The following is a 17,297-nucleotide window of genomic DNA, read 5'->3' as shown; positions in this document are numbered from 1 at the left end:
CCGCCGTGAGGGGATTGCCGACCGTCCCTTCGCTGGCATGACCCAGATCAGGTTCAAAGGGTTCGGCTTGCGCCATCTCAGCCCGTAACAGGACACCCCTCGGAGGAGCCTGTTATACGATATTTACTTTTTGATTACAATGCTCAGGCGATGCTTGGCCGCAGGGAAAAAGGATCCGTTTAGTGCGATCGGCCACGATATTTCTGGCCTGGAGGGGGGCATTTTTGTCACTGTAATCCGGTCATTAATGAATCTAAGGATCACCCCCATGAAGAAAATCGGATTCCTTTCTTTCGGCCACTGGACGCCTTCGTCGCAGTCGGGCACCCGTTCGGCGGCCGATGCGCTGCTGCAATCCATTGATCTTGCCGTGGCGGCAGAAGAACTGGGGGCGGATGGGGCTTATTTTCGCGTGCACCACTTTGCCCGCCAGCTTGCCTCGCCATTCCCGCTGTTGGCGGCCATCGGCGCCAAAACCCGACGTATCGAGATCGGCACCGGCGTGATCGACATGCGTTATGAAAATCCGCTTTATATGGTCGAAGATGCCTGCGCCGCCGACCTGATTTCCGGCGGGCGCTTGCAACTGGGCATCAGTCGCGGTTCTCCCGAACAGGTGATTGATGGCTGGCGTTATTTTGGCTATACGCCTGCCGAAGGCGAGACCGAAGCCGATATGGCGCGCCGTCATACCGACGTTTTGTTGGAAGCGCTGCGTGGTGAAGGCTTCGCCGAACCTAACCCGCAACCGATGTTCCCGAATCCACCGGGCCTGCTGCGGGTCGAGCCTTTCTCCGCCGGGCTGCGCGATCGCATCTGGTGGGGCGCCAGCTCGGACGCCACGGCGGTTTGGGCGGCGAAGCTGGGCATGAATCTGCAAAGTTCGACGCTGAAAAACGATGAAACCGGCGAACCTTTCCACGTGCAGCAGGCCAAGCAGATCCGCGCCTATCGCGCCGCCTGGAAGGACGCGGGCCATGTGCGTGAACCACGGGTGTCGGTCAGCCGCAGCATCTTTGCGCTGATGAACCAGCAGGATCGCAGCTATTTCGGCAACAGCGGTCAGGACAGCGATCAGGTGGGGTATATCGATCAGCAGACTCGTGCGGTATTCGGCCGTAGCTATGCTGCCGAGCCGGAGTTGTTGATCAAGCAGCTGGCGCAGGACGAAGCGATCGCCGAAGCCGATACCTTGCTGCTGACCGTGCCCAACCAGCTGGGCGTCGACTACAACGCCCACGTGATTGAGTCGATCCTGACTCATGTCGCGCCGGCGCTGGGCTGGCGCTGATGAGGGAAACGCTTCTCAAACCGGGAAGCGTTATTGACTTATCTTGTCGGTTTTGTATTTTAAGGACATGCATACATTTCTGATTATCGTCCCCGAAGGGGGCATGCTGTTCGAATCGGCGGGGATCGCCGACATCCTGATGCAGGCCAACCGCTTGCGGCCCGATGACGCGCCGCTCTACCAGATGGCGATAGTCACCACGCAAACCCACCGGGTGGTGCATGGCTCGTCTGGTTTGAATCTGTTGGCCGATCATCGCCTGGCGGATCTCGACCCTGAGGTGGAACGCGATACCATTATCGTTACCGGCAAAGGGGCGACCGAGGAAGAAAGCGCCTTTGTGGTGGATTGGCTCCGCCGTGCGGCCCCCAAGGCGCGGCGCGTGGCGTCCGTTTGCGGTGGCGCAATGCTGTTGGCCGAGGCCGGTTTGCTGGACGGCCGCCGGGCGACCACCCATTGGCGGCTGCTGGAAACCTTGCAGGCCCGCTTCCCCAAAGTGAAGGTCGAAAATGGGCCGATCTATGTGCAGGATGGTGCCGTTTGGACCTCTGGCGGCGTCAGCTCCGGGTTTGATCTCACCCTGGCGCTGGTGGAGGACGATTATGGTTTCGTGCAGGCCCGCGAAGTGGCGCAGGATCTGGTGATGTTTTTGCGCCGGCCCGGCGGGCAGGCGCAGTTCAGCCGTTACCCACTGAATCAGGCCAAAACACCGGGGCCTATCCGCGATCTGCAGAGCTGGATCCTGGAGAATCTGGCCGAGGATCTTTCCGTTGAGAAACTGGCCGAGCGGGTTGCCATGAGTCCGCGTAACTTTACGCGCGTGTTCACACGTGAAACCGGTATTTCACCCGCCAAATTTGTTGAAGAAGGGCGCTTGTACATCGCCCGCCAGCGCCTGGAACAGAGCTCACAAGGCATTGAACAAATCGCCACCAGCAGCGGTTTCGGCAATGCTCTCAATCTGCGCCGCGTTTTCGAACGGCATTTGCAATTGACCCCCACCGAATACCGCGATCGCTTCCATTCACGCACTTTGGCGTAAATTGATCTACAAACGTCATTTACGACATGCTCCCCGCGGCTTAAATTTACACCAGAGCCAATAACGAAGGAGTAGATCATGGTCAAAGTAGGCATTAATGGATTCGGCAGAATCGGCAGGAATGTTTTGCGTGCTGCGTTAGGTCGCAGCGACTTTGAAGTTGTGGCGATCAATGATTTGACCGACAGTAAAACGCTGGCGCATCTGCTGAAATACGATTCGCTCTCGGGCCGGCTGGCGGCCAGCGTCGAGGCCGGTGAAAACCAGCTGCTGCTGGACGGCAGGCCAATTCATGTCTTCTCTGAAAGAGATCCGGGCGCCATTCCATGGAAAAGCGTGGGCGTTGACGTGGTGATCGAAGCGACCGGTTTTTTTGCCGATAAAGCCAAGGCAGAAGTCCACATCACCCGGGGCGGCGCCAAACGAGTGATCATCTCTGCGCCGGCTAAAGACGACGACATTACGATAGTGATGGGCGTTAACCAGGATCAGTACGATCCGGCTAAGCATCGGGTGGTCAGCAACGGCAGTTGTACCACCAACGGTTTGGCACCCGCCGCGCAGGTGCTGCATCAAGCCTTTGGCATTGAGTACGGCCTGATGAACACCACCCATGCTTACACCAACAGCCAGGCCCTGCACGATCAGCCGGAAAAAGATTTACGGGGTGCCCGTGCCGCCGCGGAGTCGATTGTGCCTTACTCCAGCGGCGCGGCCAAAGCGCTCGGCAAGGTGATCCCGAGCCTGGATGGCCGCCTGACCGGTTATTCGCTGCGGGTACCGGTGCCGGTAGTCTCTATCGTCGACCTGACGGTCACGCTGAAACGCGAAGTGACCAGCGAAGAAATCAACGCCGCTTTCCGTCAGGCTGCGGAGTCAGGGCCACTCAAGGGGATCCTTGGCTACAGCGATGAACCTTTGGTGTCGAGCGATTATAAAGGCGACCCGCGCTCGTCGATTATCGATGGGCTTTCAACGCTGGTGATCGGCGGCAAGTTGGTCAAGGTTCTTGCCTGGTATGACAACGAGTGGGGGTTCTCTAACCGCCTGGTCGACCTGGCGGTGCTGATGGAAAAACGCGGGTTGTAGAGGCCTTGCGGTCGAATATGTCCGTCCATTCACTCAGTCAATAGCCCCCGCCAGGGGGCTATTCAGCGTAAATTCACAGCTGTGCAATACGCATTAACTCTTCTTTGGCCCCAGGGGCCACCGCCAGCACCGGCCCGCCGCGCAGCAAATGTTCCCCTTCGGTATTGAACGGGTGGGTCCAGCCACCGGCTTCGTTCACCAGACAGTAACCCGCCAGACAGTCCCAGGCGTGCATGTAGGGTTCGTAATAGCCCACCAGCCGTCCTGCCGCCACCCAGGCCAACATCATGGCGCCGGAGCCGTTGCGGAAGAAACTGCCGCCCACGGCGGTGATTGCGGCGGCAATTTCACCGACGCGTTCCGGTTTAACATAGCTGTTGGCGCCAAAACCGGTGACGTGGTTTTGCAAGGTGCGCTTTGGATCCACCAGCAGCGTTTTGCCATTGAGGGTCGCACCCGCGCCGCGAGCGGCCTTAAAACACTCTTGCTGACAGGGGGCGACGATCACGCCGATCACCGGCTCGCCCTGATGGATAACGGCCACCGACACGCACCAGTTCGGCATGCCGTTAACGAATGGGCTGGTGCCGTCGATCGGGTCCACTACCCAGGTGTAACCGGAATCGCCGGGTTGCAGGCCAAACTCCTCGCCCAGGAAACCGTCTTGCGGGAATTGGCGGGCGATGTGTTCGCGGATCAGCAGTTCAACCTCGCGATCGGCAATCGAAACCACGTCTTGCGCATCGCGTTTGGTTTCAATCACCAGGCTTTCGCGGCGATTAAAATAATCCAGCGCCTTGGCCCCGGCTTCGCGGGCCGCCTGTTCCGCCAGCGTCAGGCGCTGGGCAATCTGTTCGTTCATCTTCATTCCTTAACGTTGTTAGGATCACTGGGCAATCAGTGCCAGACCCTGAGTTTTGAAGTCAATGGCCACGCGGGTGGTCGGTGCCAGTTGGCGTTCCATCTGCACATCGACAATAAACAGCGCGCCGAGATCGGTTTTTACTTCATATTCGATATGGTCCCCAAGCCAGGTGCTGTGGGTGACTTCACCGTTTAAGGCGCCGCTTTGCTCCGGCAGCAGGGTAATGAACTGTGGGCGCACCGACAGTTGCGCTGCACCGGGACGCGCCTTGGCACCCGGTACCCGGTACTGGCGGCTGCCGAGGGTGATCAGCGCTTCCCCGCCTTCCACTTGTTCTATGTCACAGGGCAGGATATTGGCTTCGCCCATAAAGTCGGCGATAAACACCGACGCCGGCGAGTGGTAAAGCTCCTGCGGCGCACCCTGCTGGGCAATATGCCCTTCTTTCATGACGATAATCTTATCGGAGACCGCCAGGGCTTCTTCCTGATCGTGGGTGACGTACACCGCGGTAAAGCCGAGGCGCTGCTGCAAATCGCGGATCTCGGTGCGGACACGGCGACGCAGCCGTTCGTCGAGGTTGGATAAGGGTTCGTCGAGCAGCAGCACCTGCGGTTCCAACACCAGGGCACGCGCCACGGCGATGCGCTGTTGCTGGCCACCGGACAGCTCAGAGGGCAGGCGCTGGCCCATGCTTTCCAGACCGACCAGTTTCAGCCCTTCACGGGCCCGATCCTGCGCCTCCTTACGCGACAGGCCGCTGGCCAGCAGGCCGTACATCACGTTATCCAGAGAGTTCATGTGCGGGAACAGCGCGTAGGATTGAAACACCATCGCGACGTCGCGTTCGTTGGCGGGCAGGTGTGTGACTTCCTTGCCGCCAATCAGAATACGGCCTGAGGTCGGGTGTTCCAGGCCGGCCAGCAGACGCAGGGTGGTGGTCTTGCCGCAGCCGGAAGGCCCGAGCAGCGTCACCAGTGTGCCGGGCTCGACGGTGAGTGAAAGCCCGGGCAAGGCGGTGAAATCGGCAAACTGTTTGGTGACGTTCTCAAACACCACCGAGCCGGAACGAATGGCAGTCATACGGCATTCTCCTGATGTAAAGCCGGTGGAGGCGTCACCGGCGGTGTGGCAATACGGATGGCGCGGCGCAGGCGACGTTCGCCCACCAGCAGTTGGAAAGTGAGGATCACCGCCAGCATCACCACGATAAGCACGGAGGAGTAGGCGATGGCCACGCCGTATTCCCCGTTTTCGACCAGCCCGACGATGTAGGAGGTGGCCATGTTGTACTGGGCGCTGACCAGGAAAATCACCGCGCTGATGGAGGTGATCGCGCGCACAAAGGCGTAAACCAGCGCCGCGCTGATGGCCGGTTTCAACAGCGGCAGGATCACTTTACGCAGGGTGCGGAAACTGCTGGCGCGCAGGGTCAGCGAGGCTTCATCCAGGCTGCGATCCAGTTGGCTCATGGCGGCGATCCCGCCCCGAACGCCGACCGGCATATTGCGGAACACAAAGCAGGCGACCAGGATCAGGGCGGTGCCGGTGATTTCCAGCGGCGGCAGGTTGTAGGCCATGATGTAACTGACGCCGATCACCGTGCCTGGGATGGCAAAGCTGAGCATTAGCATAAACTCGAAGGTCTGGCGACCGGCGAACTTCTGCCGCACGATCAGCCAGGCGGTGAGCAAGCCGACGATGGCCGTGAGCGGCGCGGCGATCAGGGCAATTTCCAACGTGGTCCAGAACGAGTTCCAGGCGACGCCGGTCCAGACGATCTGGCCGCTGTTCCAGTGGAAACCAAAGGCGCGGGCGTAATGGCCCAGCGTCAGGCTGCTGTCGAGTCCCCATGACTGCACGAAGCCGCCAATCAGGATCATGCCGTAGATGACCAGCGTGAACAGGCCCCAGGGGATCACCAACGCGTATACGCCGTAGCGCAAGCCCCGCGGCAATCCACAGTGGGTGCCGGAATCCCCTTTGCCGGTAACGGTGGCGAAGCTTTTTCCTGCCAACCACAGGCGCTGCAAAATAAAGGCGCTGAGGGTAAAGCACAGCAGGATAATCGCCAGCACGGCGGCGCGGCTCGGATCGTTTTGCGCGCCGACCACCGAGAAGAAGATCTCGGTCGACAGCACGCCGTGGCTGCCGCCCAGCACCATGGGGTTACCGAAGTCCGCCATGCTTTCGATAAAGCTGATCAGGAAGGCGTTGGCCAACCCGGGGGCCATCAGCGGCAGGGAAACGTAGCGGAAAGTGCGCCAGCGGTTGGCCCGCAGCGTTTGCGAAGCTTCTTCCAGCGAGGGGCTGACGCCTTCCACCACGCCAATCAACACCAGAAAGGCAATCGGGGTAAAGGAGAGCACCTGAGCAATCCAGATGCCGGTCAGGCCATAAAGCCAGCGGCCGGGCTCGATGCCGAACACCCCGGCGAGCAGCTCGGTCACCACCCCGGCACGGCCAAACAGCAGCATCAGCGCCAGGCCGATCACGAACGGCGGCGTAATGATCGGCAGTACCGTCAACATACGCAGCCCTTTTTTGAACGGCAGCGGCGTACGGGTGGCAGCCAGGGCAAAAGCCAGGCCGAGCAGCGTGGATCCGCTGGCGGTCATCAGCGCCAGCGTCAGAGTGCGCCAGGCGGTGCCGCAACTGCCGCCCTTCAGGCAGCTCAGGCTCCAAATGGCCGGATCCTGCATATTGGCGATCAGGCCGTCTGGCTTGAACGATCCGTCCACGTCCTGCACCGAGGCGACAAACATGCTCAGCACCGGGTAAAGCACGAAGGTGGTGACCAGCGCGACCAGCAGTACAATGGCGGCGACCACAAAGGCATCGCCCTTCAGCACGCCGCGTTCGGCAAGCGCGAAAGAGAACAGCAGCAAAAATGTGGTGATCAGTAAAATAGCGCCGGCGCCAAAGGCGGGCTGGCCGTCGCTGAGTGCGCCGAACAGGTGTTCGCTCCACTGCCAGTTCCAGCCGCTGTAACCAATGGCATGGCCTTCAAACAGCAGAAAAACCACGCCGATCAGGCTGGCAGCGATCAGCAACTGCGAGCGAAAACGGCCAATTTGCAGCAGGCGAGCTACTGCGCAAACCAGCAGCATCAGCAGGGCAACCGCCAGCCAGGGGCGTTGAAACGTCAGTATTTGCCACAGCGCGGGTGCACTCGCCTGATCCTGCCACAGCGTACTTAGCCAGCCAAAGTCGAAGAACCCGGCTTCCTGGCTGTACCAGGGCAGCACCAACAGTGCCAGTGCGCCCAGCACGAGGGCCCCGTCAAGGCGGCGGTTTTGAGCATTCATCTTAACCTCGAGAGTTCATATGTCCTTCACCGCGCCCTGCATGGGCGAGCGTGACCTCGCCCGATTTATTGCAGAGCGCATCGCATGCGTGAGGGAAGGGCTTGAATTACTGGGCGCTGGCGCCGATCTCTTTATCCCAACGGCTGAGCAGGGCCTTGCGTTTTTCTGTCGCGCCGTAGGTTTTAAAGTCGTAATCGATCAGTTTGATGTTCTCGAAGCGCGGTGCGTATTCGGAAATAGCCGCGTTGCGATTTGACGGCAACTGGAAGGATTTGGCGTCTTTCATGTGCGATTGGGCGTCGGCGCTGAGCGCCCAGTCGTACCACACTTTGGCTTCCTTGAGGTTGCGCGCGCCTTTCACGATCGACATGGAGCCAATTTCAAACCCGGTCCCTTCGCAAGGGGCAACCGCCTTGATCGGGAAGCCATCTACCTGCATCGCGACGGCATCGTGCATAAAGACTATGCCGACGGTGGTTTCGCCGCGTGCCGCCGCTTTCACCGGGGCCGAGCCGGATTTGGTGTACTGCGAAATATTGGCGTTAAGCTTTTTCAGGTAGTCGAAGGCCGGCTCTTCCCCCATTATTTGCACCAGCGTGGCGAGGGTGTTGTAAGCGGTGCCGGAAGAGTTCGGGTTGGCCATTTGGATTTCGCCTTTGTAAGCCGGATCCAGCAGATCGCTCCAGCAGGCGGGCACCTTGAGTTTTTTCTCTGCCAGCAGCTTGGTGTTGTAACCCCAGCCCAGCGCCCCGGCGTAGACGCCGACGGTTCGGTAGCCGGCACTTTCTGCCTGTTTGCGCGCCCAGTCGTGCTGTTGGTCCAGCAGCGGTGACTGGTAAGGCTGGGTTAGCCCCTCGTCGGCGGCCTGCATATGCGGATCGCCGGTGCCTGCCCACCAAATATCGGTGCGCGGATTGCGGGCTTCGGTACGAATACGTGCATAGGCTTCCCCGGCGGAGAGGCGCACCATACTGACTTTGATATCCGGGTGCTGTTTCTCAAACAAATTGGTCATTTGCTCACAGACCACGACGTCGGCGGAGCAGATCATATTCAGTTTCCCGGCAGCCTGAGCTGGCAGGGCAGAGAGTGCTGTGCCGGCGGCGAGGACCGCCATCAGAGTAACGCGTTGCATGGTGTTCTCCTTGGTTGTGTAGGGTGGCGATACGTTGTCGCCTATTCTTTTTGCACGTGTGTGCAAATAACTAGAGGATAAAAATTGTGCTGTCAATCGCGTGATGAAACAATTCAACCTACTCGTCACAAAAATGAAACAAATTGACTGCTAAAAATTTGCACAGCTTTGCAAAATGCGGCAAACTTTTCTCAGAGCGCGTAACGGATGGAAGTGAAGATGGCGATGGACAAGGCGATGATCAGTGCAAAAGACGTGGCGGAACTGGCCGGAGTCTCCCGTTCGGCGGTCTCGCGGACCTATACGCCCGGCGCAAGCGTGTCGGCGGCAACCCGCGAAAGGGTAATGCGAGCGGCCGAAGAGCTGGGTTATCACGTTAACCATTTGGCGCGGGGACTGGTACGCAACCGCAGTGGTATTGTCTGCCTGATCGTTTCGGAGCTGGCGACGCCTTATCGGGCCAGCCTGGTGCGATTGTTGACCCAGCATCTGCAGGATGCGGGAAAAATCGCCATGTTGATCAACACCGATCGTTCCGATGACAGCGTGTCCCAGGCCTTGCAGCAGGCGATTAACTTCCGCGCAGATGCTTCTTTTGTCCTCTCCGGCATGCCGGACAGCGGCATTGCCCGCCTGTGCCACAAGCACGGCCAGCGGCTGGTGCTGATCAACCGCAACGATACCTTGCCCGGCTCGCTCAGCATCCGGCTGGATAACGAAGAGGCGGCCGGCAGGGTGGTAATGGCGTTTGCCCGAGCGGGCTGCCGACGTATCGCCTTCGCCAACTCTTTGGCCGGTACGCCTAGCCTGATGGCTCGCGAACGCGGTTTTCTCCAGGCGGCGGAAGCGGCAGGGCTGCAGGTGAGCGTCGAGCGGTTTGGCACCACCTCTTACGAGAGCGGCCAGATCCTGGCGCACCGTTTGCTGACCCGACGTGAACGGCCTGACGCGGTATTCTGCGTCACCGATTTGCTGGCCTGCGGTTTTATGGACGAGGCGCGCCATCGTTTTGGGCTGCGCATTCCGGAAGATCTTTGCGTTGCGGGCTACGACGATATTCCGCAGGCGGCGTGGTCTTCTTACAACCTCACCACCTTTACCCAGCCGGTGGCGTTATTTGCTCAGGATGCGGTTTCCTGGCTGATGGCGCAAGAGCAGAAGGAAGAGAATACGATGCCGGCGCTGGGCCAGGAAATGCCGGGTGAAACCCGGCTGTATCATGCCGATTTCGTCTGGCGCGGCACCATCCGCGGCGGCTGAGTGTCCTTATTTCAGATTGCGCATGGCGCGTTGGCAGATCGACGGGTCGCTGCGGACGGGGGGCCTGTAGCCATTCCTGACACAAACCCGATACCCATTCTGGCCGCTGTTTCAGCTCGGCAATGTGAGCGCGCCAAACGCCACGGGGGTACAGTGTCTCGCTGATGAAGCGGCACAAACGTTCGGAAGGCGAATCAGTCCAGATCACCAGGTGTTGGATAGCGTTATCTAAAGTGCGGGCAAAGAAGGGTTACATAGCGTTCGTAACGATGATGTGATTAATCTTCGCCGCTTAGGATACATGTTCGCTTATGCAAAGCGGACGTTATGCTAATCAATGATGAGGTGGTCAGGCTGAGTAGTACGTTTAGCCAGTTTCTTTTGAAGTATTATGACCATTACGGGAAATCCAGATGCGGCTAATGCACTGACAACTAACAGTCTGTTCAGATTTTGCGTTGTTATTCCCTGGTCAGGTAGCAATAAGGAAGACAGAAAGAATGCGAGAGTTGTTATCAGGGACATAATTGCTGTTTGTAGTGAAGAAAAACCGGCTCGTTGTTCATCCTCAGGATAGTGGACAGCAACCGACGAAGCGGAAACAAGTCGGCTATATGAGGCTCCAAGAAATAAGGTAATAAATAGAACTGCATTATGATAGCCCATCGCAGGAATCAGCAAACTTGCCAAAAAGAACAGAGTTGAAATTGTTGCCAACATAAGAGCAGATAAGCGTGATGTTAGAACACCTGTTATTTTTGTAGAAAGATAACCTGCAACACCTCCACTTAAGAATAATAAAGGTAATAGGTCTTGCTGTGCTCCCATAGAGTGCATCATTAATGGAGTCAAAATGGGAATAATTAGCATTGGACTAAATTGTACTATTGCAGTACAAGAGGCGAAAAGTAAGGTTTGGGTATCAATAGATAGATTACGCCTCACGCTTGATGGAACCGTATCCTTGGGGATAATAAATACTATCAACGGTAAAGACAGTAGGCAAAGTGAACTGATTAACCATAGCGCAGTATGCCAACCATAGTGTATACACAAAAATAATATAGCTGGCATGCCGACGATACTCACCATCGAGAATGATGCGATCACCGTTGCCAGCATCTTTCCACGTAAGTTAGCTGGGGCATAATTGAGCAAAATGCTCGTGCCTACCCCCATTGTGGTTCCGCCAATCAATCCTGCGAAAAATCGTAGTGCGAGCAAAGTGTCAAAATGAGTAGTGAGTGTGGAGAAAAATGTTAATACTGCCAACAGCACCATATTATTGACCAGGAATTGTTTTTTATTAAACCGGTCGATCATATAAAAAGCAACAATTCCAGAAAGGACGGCACCCAGTGTGTACATACCAGAAACATAGCCAGAAAATGACACAGGAACCGAAAATTCGGCTGCCATAAAAGTAAACACAGGTGTTAACGCCATATACTCCAGCGCATTAGTGAATTGGATAAAAGCCATAACAATGGCTATCCGCATGAGGGCCTTATAATTAAATGTCTCTGTGACCAGTGGCATAGCAAGCAACCTATGGATAAAAGATGCCCTGAGTGTAACTGCTATCAATGGTGTCTATTATATGGTAGAAATGGCATTCATTATTATCAAATGTGGGATAGTTGATGCGTTCGGCTCTTGATTTTAATACCCTAAAAGTGTTTGTGGCCGTGGTTGAAAGAGAAAGTTTTGTTGGGGCATCGAAAGTCCTTGAAATGCCGACATCAAATGTGAGCCGTTGTATTTCTCAGTTAGAAGAAAAACTGAATCTTCAGCTTATTGAGCGCAGTACCCGACACATGAAACTCACCCAAGCGGGGCACTTGCTCTATACCCGAGCGAAGCCATTACTGGAGGCGCTTGAGCAAACTGAGACAGAATTAACGTTGCGACAAATGCAACTCAAGGGGCCATTACGCATCTGTATTCCCAATGAAATAGGTCCTGCATTGCTGGGTTCTATTGTTGCCGATTTTGCCTGTCTGTATCCGGACCTGGAGGTCAGCTGCGTTACAAATTTGTCTGGTTTTGAATCCCTGCGAGATGATCTGGATTTAGCTATCATTGTCAGCCGTGGTCAGATGGACGACAGTGACTATATAGCCCGTCATCTTGTGACTATCCCTTGCACTATTGTTGCAGCCCCCTCCGTCATTGAGCGTTATGGGACTCCTTCTCATATCCAGCAGTTTGAAGAATTACCCTGTATTACAACGGTAAGTGCACTGAAAGGAGCTCCCTGGCAGTTTGTCAATATAAAGGGGGGATTCGAGACAATAAAGGTTAATGGACATTATCGGGTAAACAGCGGAGAAATGGCTGGGCGAGCTGCGGTATCAGGTGTCGGTTTTGCAATTCTATCGAAACAGGCCTGCCAACCCTACATTAGCGATGGACGGTTAATCGAGGTTAAGTTCGAACAATCGGCAGCCCCATTGCAATTGTTCGCTATTTATTCTGATCGACGTTACTTGCCCGCTAAAACAAGAGCGCTCATTGATTTCATGCACCAGAAATTGAGCAATATACCCTCAGTAACATAAGGCGGCATTGAATCGCTACAGAGTGCCCAGTTGGCACAATGAATCTCCACTTAACGCAGAACGTCCGCTGTTCGCATAGCGGACCTTGCTAAGTTCGTACTGTGCTAACTCTCAGGGAAAAGATCACAGCAACCATCGTCCTCGAGAAAACCTGGGAGAGGATATGTATTCTCACGCTGGAAAATAAAATGCCTTACAGGGACTGATTTATGGTCGGGGTAGCATCACAAATAACAATAATGACAACAGATGCATAGCCATGACAAAGGCTGCCAGCGCCATTAGACCATGAGTAATAAATTCTGCGCTCACAAGTGACCCCAGTGTCACCATAGTAAAAGTGAAAAACGCAATCAGAGCGGCCCCTCTTGCATTATTGTCTCCTGAAATCACAATACCAAGGTAAAATCCAGTCGGGCCTCTCAGACCAATTGCAATCCCCATGGGGGCAAACAGCGCTGCTAAAACATAGGTGCCAGTGCCATTCAGCATGCCATATCCGGTCAGTGCGATGGCACTTGATAAGGCCAGACATGTACCTACCATGATGACTTTATCTGCACCGTATTTTTCTGCCAGCCTTGGGGATAGATTAGCAGCCACGATGTATCCAGCAATATTGGTGACCTGCATGATGATGAAATCGTTGAGGGTACCGTGCATCGTCAGCGTGATAACCGTTGGCGCGCCAAAAACAAATGTGATCATCCCTCCTACCGTCAGAGCATGAGTCAGCGCATAACGCAGGTAGATAGGATTTCGCAATAAACTTGTGAAATCCCCTGAGGAACGGTGACGGTGGTGCCTCTCAGGAAGCTCCTGAATCATTACCATTCCAGCCGCAGCGGCAGTCAGTATCGCCAGCAGTTTGAACGAAATGCTCCAGTCAAATAAAGCCAGTAATATGACCCCAACCAGTGGAGCAGCGGCCGGAACCAGTGCCTGAAGACTCCCCAAAAGGCCAATAGCCCGGGCGGTTCTTCGCTCATCAAATAACTCCCTGATAAAGCCAGGAATGAATACCGGTGCTGCTGCTGAAGCTATTCCTTGGACAAACCGGATGGCTACCAATACGGATATACTAGGTGCATATGCGCATCCGAACGAAGCCAGTGAGAAAATAAACAATGCAGAACAAAGTAGTTTCTTTCTGCTGAAATAATCGGAAAGACGGCCAAATAATAATAAGCCACAGGCATTGCCCCCCACATAGGCAGAAAGTATCCACTGAGATACATCTGGTGTGGTATGAAAGACTCTTATCAGTTGCGGAATTGCAGGCAATACAAGATCTGTACCGGCAATGGACGTCATCACACAAAGGACAAGACAAAAAAATATTGGCACCTTTTTCACTTTACTATCCATACCTTATAACGGACAACAGCAGTTTTTTAAAATTAGACTTTAGAAGCAAATCATAAATTTCAGGCTTTAAACTGTGTCATGCTTGTCCAAGAGCGTCTGGCTCAGCAGGATTCTTTCAAGGCGTTGTTTGACCCGCGGCAGGGCAAAGGACGCTCGGATAGCGTTCAGATTACAGGTCAGAAACTCCTCGTCCTTCCATCCAAAAATATGGTGTAAAAGCTGGTACTCTTCATTCAGCGTTGTATTGGCTACCGTTCTTGCATCCGTGTTGATACTCAGGGAGATCCCTGCATGAAAAAGTGTATTGACAGGATGGTCCCCGATGGACGGATAGATATTACAGACAATGTTACAGCCTGGGCACACCTCAAGATGGATGTTATCCCGGAGGAGCCGGTCCAGCGTTGCTTTGTCCTCAACGCTCCTGACACCATGTCCGATACGCGATACGTTCAGGTTATCTAGCGTTTCATTCACACTGGCAAACCCCCGCGCTTCTCCGGCATGAGCAATGCAATCCCCACCATGACTCCGGACATAATCAAATGCCTTTATGTGGTTATCCAGAGAATAACGCGCTTCATCCGCCGCCAGATCTAATGCGACAACACCTTTTCCCAGATAGCGGGCTACAAGCCTCGCGGTTTCCAGACTTTGTTGTGCCGTAAAATGACGCAAGGTACACAGGATCAGATTAGCCTCTATACCATATATCTGACTTCTGGCCTGCATGGCTCCCAGAACGGTTTCTACCACCTGCTCGGCCGTCAGGTTCTGGTTCAAATGTAATAGAGGGGCAAAGCGTAATTCAGCATAAATGACACCATCAGCATGTAACTGATCGAAGATATCATCGACCGCCTGACGCAATGCGCAAGTGGTCTGTAATAAATCTAATTGTGGTGTAATTCTGCTTAAGAAATCGCTCAAATCATTACATTTTTCGGGGGCGATAAAATGCGTTCTGAACATTCTGAGATTGAGGGATGGCATAAGCATCCGTGCACAGTGATAACTGATACAGGTATCCAGATGAACGTGTAGTTCAACTTTGGGAATGTTCCGTGCGTCAAAACTCATAAGTTGTTTCCTCCGCATATATTGACAGGATCAGCCAGCAATCTGAATAATTTTTCTTTAAATAGTCCGCTTTTAATTTTGAGTACGATCCTGGCATTGGCGGGATTTCCGGTAAGGTTCGTTGAGTCAATAACATAATGGCCATATGAAGACTGGCTTTTGTACTCTACCCAGGAATAACGGACGAGAGCTTCCTGAATAATGTCGGGATACAATGCCACTGCCATCGTGGTGGGGTCGGGTAAATCGAATCCTTTTCGATCTGTTCTGCCCGCATTAAATTCCATCAGGGTTTTATTGCATCGTACTGTGAAGCGGCCAAGAGGACTCAGCTGGTTCAGATAATCGATATCAAGCTCATTGATAAATGCCTCACCCATGCCTATTTCCCAGCCAACCACGGTGAGCGATAAACCTGATTTGATAACAATGTCGGCAGCCTCGGCGTCGACATAAAAATTAAACTCAGCGAGAGGCGTTATATTCCCAGGGGTCAGGCCGGCCCCCCCCATAACGTACACATGCTTTATTTTCTCGATGAGCGTGGGTGACTTTAGTACGGCCATCGCCAAGTTGGTCAACGGCCCAAGTGTGACGATCTCCAGTTCACCTGCGTACTTTTCGGCATAGTAAATAATGGCATCAACCGCATGGAGATGTTCCTGTTTCAGAGCGGGTGATGAAATGTCCATATCCCCCATTCCGTCAGCCCCATGGATATGATGTGACACAAAAGGATCTCGCATAAGGGGACGGGTCATTCCTGCATAAACAGGCGGGATATATGTACCGGCTCTTTCAACGCTAACCAGCGCATTACGCACACATTGTTCCAGTTTGCAGTTGCCCGCAACCACCGTGATAGCTTCCACCATTACTGATGGTTCTCGCAAAGCCATCAGTAATGCCACTGCGTCATCAGAAGCCGTATCTGTATCAATAAGTAGTTTTCTCATCATGCCCTCCTGTCTGTGGATGGCCTAACTCTGGCATTAGCCTGATAGCAAAAAAAGGACACATGACCATTTCTTGCTGTCGGTATTGCCGATACAGATGCGACTCAGCTATGCTTCATCGCAAGCATTCATAACCGGCCCATAGCAGGGATATATATTCAGCATTATGTTGACTGGATATCAGGATGGTAGCAAAGCCATTCCGGAACCACCGGATATAACGGGACAATGTAAGATGAGCATGCCAATTTTAAGAAGTGGTCAGGGCAAAGGACATCACATATTAGACTATCTCCGGTCATTCAGTATTGACACCATAATTCCTGTTGATTTATTGTCGGCAGCGAAGTTGATTACCCTGAATAAGAATAATTTTTTGATTATGCAGAATAGCCGGCCTTTAGGGGTATATCTGCTCGTCGATGGTATGCTTCAGATTAGCCAGTATGACAAAAATGGTGGAAATATTATTTTTACCGTTCAGAACGCATTATCTGTTGTGGGTGACCTGGAATTGTTTTGTGATGAATGCCAGCACAACACATTCAGTACAGTGCAGGCGCTGCAGGCATCACGTGTTATTTTATTTCCGGAACAGGCTTTGCATACTTCTGGCCTGAATGATGCCAGCTTTCTAAAATTTCTGTGCAAGCATCTGGCTAAAAAAGTTTTTGAAACCTCCCAGAATAAAATATCAATGCTGTTGACTGCCACTGAGAGGCTACATCGTTATCTTTATATACAATCAATTATTTATGGGAATAGTTTTCAGTTAATCAAACGTGAGCAACTGGCATCAATGCTGGGCATTTCTGTCAGACAGCTAACGCGTGCGCTGGATAATTTAAACAGAACCGGCATGATCAGCCATAAAAACAAATCTGTGGTCATTCATCAGGCCCCTGATAACCTTTAACCCTTTCCTGCGGGTTTTGAAGTTGTTGCGGCAGCATTAGCTGTACGGTGGCGTTCAGCTGTTGTGGGGAGCGGCAGAACCTTTACGTCGCATGTTGAGTACTCTGCTTGGGAAAACTTGATCTATGGTATTTAGTCAAAAGCACCTAAAAGGCAGGAGCTTTTGCCGTATGGATTAATATCAGGTTCTGAGACGTTACAGATTTGATGAACACGGATGTATTACCTCAACGTCTGCTCTTCACTCACAACTGCCCATCAACGCTTGTCTGCTTAAAAAACAGGCGCGGCGTGGGAGGTTTTCCGTTTTGTCAGCGGATCCCTTAAACTACCTCGCGTAGGGCACAACCTATGGGCAATGAACATAAACGGCCGTAATCCTGGGTTTTTAAACGATTGATTTAGCGCCGTTGTCAGGATATTCATC

At 53.8% G+C, this 17,297-nt stretch carries 14 protein-coding genes and 1 riboswitch; of the genes, 6 read left to right on the top strand and 8 right to left on the bottom strand.

From position 1 onward, the window contains the following. Positions 1–7: 7 nt before the first annotated feature. Positions 8–110, bottom strand: a riboswitch (TPP riboswitch). A gap of 158 nt (positions 111–268) precedes the next feature. The 3 genes from LQ945_RS04780 (at position 269) to gap (ending at position 3,422) form a co-directional block, all read left to right on the top strand. Continuing rightward, positions 269–1,291: an LLM class flavin-dependent oxidoreductase gene (locus LQ945_RS04780; RefSeq protein ID WP_044552343.1), complete on the top strand. Its 1,023-nt coding sequence runs from the start codon at positions 269–271 to the stop codon at positions 1,289–1,291. Between the two features lie 67 nt (positions 1,292–1,358). Beyond that, complete coding sequence (locus LQ945_RS04775) at positions 1,359–2,333, top strand: GlxA family transcriptional regulator (RefSeq protein ID WP_041415496.1); 975 nt, start codon at positions 1,359–1,361, stop codon at positions 2,331–2,333. A 78-nt stretch (positions 2,334–2,411) separates the two neighbouring features. Further along, positions 2,412–3,422 (top strand): type I glyceraldehyde-3-phosphate dehydrogenase, encoded by a 1,011-nt coding sequence (gap, locus tag LQ945_RS04770; protein ID WP_044552338.1) that lies wholly within the window; start codon positions 2,412–2,414, stop codon positions 3,420–3,422. Between the two features lie 73 nt (positions 3,423–3,495). On the opposite strand, the gene LQ945_RS04765 is transcribed toward gap, so the two are convergent. From LQ945_RS04765 to LQ945_RS04750, 4 genes are all read right to left on the bottom strand, one after another. Beyond that, positions 3,496–4,284, bottom strand: a complete 789-nt coding sequence (locus tag LQ945_RS04765; RefSeq protein WP_270102382.1) for an inositol monophosphatase family protein — start codon at positions 4,282–4,284, stop codon at positions 3,496–3,498. 24 nt (positions 4,285–4,308) lie between these two features. Next, positions 4,309–5,370: an ABC transporter ATP-binding protein gene (locus tag LQ945_RS04760; RefSeq protein ID WP_044552333.1), complete on the bottom strand. Its 1,062-nt coding sequence runs from the start codon at positions 5,368–5,370 to the stop codon at positions 4,309–4,311. Further along, positions 5,367–7,595, bottom strand: a complete 2,229-nt coding sequence (locus LQ945_RS04755) for an ABC transporter permease (protein ID WP_270102381.1) — start codon at positions 7,593–7,595, stop codon at positions 5,367–5,369. The genes LQ945_RS04760 and LQ945_RS04755 overlap by 4 nt, the downstream gene beginning before the upstream one ends. 106 nt (positions 7,596–7,701) lie before the next feature. Continuing rightward, the gene (locus LQ945_RS04750; RefSeq protein ID WP_020827657.1) at positions 7,702–8,730 is read right to left on the bottom strand and encodes an ABC transporter substrate-binding protein; all 1,029 of its coding nucleotides are present in this window, start codon (positions 8,728–8,730) and stop codon (positions 7,702–7,704) included. A gap of 207 nt (positions 8,731–8,937) precedes the next feature. Here LQ945_RS04750 and LQ945_RS04745 point away from each other — a divergent pair, with 207 nt between their 5' ends. Continuing rightward, on the top strand, positions 8,938–9,990 hold the full coding sequence (locus tag LQ945_RS04745) for a LacI family DNA-binding transcriptional regulator (protein ID WP_081835861.1): 1,053 nt from the start codon (positions 8,938–8,940) through the stop codon (positions 9,988–9,990). Positions 9,991–10,320: 330 nt separating this feature from the next. Here the strand turns inward: LQ945_RS04745 and LQ945_RS04740 are convergent, their stop codons facing one another. Beyond that, the gene (locus LQ945_RS04740) at positions 10,321–11,529 is read right to left on the bottom strand and encodes an MFS transporter (protein WP_044552325.1); all 1,209 of its coding nucleotides are present in this window, start codon (positions 11,527–11,529) and stop codon (positions 10,321–10,323) included. A gap of 104 nt (positions 11,530–11,633) precedes the next feature. Between LQ945_RS04740 and LQ945_RS04735 the strand changes: the two genes are divergently transcribed. Continuing rightward, entirely contained in the window at positions 11,634–12,551 is a 918-nt protein-coding gene (locus tag LQ945_RS04735) for a LysR family transcriptional regulator (RefSeq protein ID WP_269933697.1), read from the top strand. A gap of 207 nt (positions 12,552–12,758) precedes the next feature. Here the strand turns inward: LQ945_RS04735 and LQ945_RS04730 are convergent, their stop codons facing one another. From LQ945_RS04730 to LQ945_RS04720, 3 genes are all read right to left on the bottom strand, one after another. Next, positions 12,759–13,919: an MFS transporter gene (locus LQ945_RS04730; protein WP_270102380.1), complete on the bottom strand. Its 1,161-nt coding sequence runs from the start codon at positions 13,917–13,919 to the stop codon at positions 12,759–12,761. A 66-nt stretch (positions 13,920–13,985) separates the two neighbouring features. Further along, positions 13,986–14,999, bottom strand: coding sequence for an adenosine deaminase (gene add / locus LQ945_RS04725; protein ID WP_270102379.1), 1,014 nt, complete (start codon positions 14,997–14,999; stop codon positions 13,986–13,988). Beyond that, positions 14,996–15,958, bottom strand: coding sequence for a nucleoside hydrolase (locus LQ945_RS04720; RefSeq protein WP_270102378.1), 963 nt, complete (start codon positions 15,956–15,958; stop codon positions 14,996–14,998). Before LQ945_RS04720 ends, add begins: the two co-directional genes overlap by 4 nt. A 232-nt stretch (positions 15,959–16,190) precedes the next feature. Between LQ945_RS04720 and LQ945_RS04715 the strand changes: the two genes are divergently transcribed. After that, the gene (locus tag LQ945_RS04715; RefSeq protein ID WP_182822874.1) at positions 16,191–16,871 is read left to right on the top strand and encodes a Crp/Fnr family transcriptional regulator; all 681 of its coding nucleotides are present in this window, start codon (positions 16,191–16,193) and stop codon (positions 16,869–16,871) included. Positions 16,872–17,297 lie beyond the last annotated feature (426 nt).

Origin of the sequence: Serratia liquefaciens (genome assembly GCF_027594825.1) — a bacterium.
In the GTDB taxonomy this organism is placed as follows: Bacteria; Pseudomonadota; Gammaproteobacteria; order Enterobacterales; family Enterobacteriaceae; genus Serratia; species Serratia liquefaciens_A.
This window is presented reverse-complemented; position numbering and strand designations above follow the sequence as displayed.